Annotated in this window: 1 protein-coding gene; it reads left to right on the top strand. The window is 62.2% G+C overall.

What is annotated here, in order from left to right:
- Positions 1-72: 72 nt before the first annotated feature.
- The coding region (locus tag ABD848_RS24895; RefSeq protein WP_344977657.1) for an RICIN domain-containing protein at positions 73-614 on the top strand (542 nt) is incomplete at its 3' end.

The following is a 614-nucleotide window of genomic DNA, read 5'->3' as shown; positions in this document are numbered from 1 at the left end:
GTAACATTTGGCTACCGGAATGCGCTTTCCGGGGTATGTGTCCACACTCCAACGCCTACGGAGGAATCCCCCATGCATACCCTCCTGCGGCCACCGCGGATCGTGACCGCGGTCGTAGCGGCTTTGGCGATGGCGCTCACCTCACTGGTAGCCCTGACCCAACCCGCTTCGGCGGCCGACATCGACACCGGCGCCTACTACGTCCTCCAAAACCGCAACAGCGGCAAGGTCATGGACGTCTACGAGTGGTCCACCGCCGACGGCGGCGAAATCGTGCAATGGAGCCGCACCGACGCCGTCAACCAGCAATTCCGCTTCCTCGACCACGGCAACGGCTACTACAGCCTCATCAACCGCAACAGCGGCAAAGCCATCGACGTCTGGGAACACTCCACCGAAGACGGCGCCCAAATCCGCCAATACACCCCCACCGCCGCCCACAACCAACAATTCCAAATAGTCGACACCAGCGACGGCTACGTCCGCTTCATCAACCGCAACAGCGGCAAAGCCCTCGAAGTCTGGGAATGGGCCACCACCGACGGCGCCCGCCTCTCCCAATACACCGACCTCAACGGCGCCAACCAACAATGGCAACTCATCGAGGTCGACGG

The organism is Salinactinospora qingdaonensis (genome assembly GCF_039539445.1).
In the GTDB taxonomy this organism is placed as follows: Bacteria; Actinomycetota; Actinomycetes; order Streptosporangiales; family Streptosporangiaceae; genus Salinactinospora; species Salinactinospora qingdaonensis.
The sequence above is the reverse complement of the archived record's forward strand: the minus strand, read 5'-3'. Positions and strand labels throughout refer to the sequence as shown.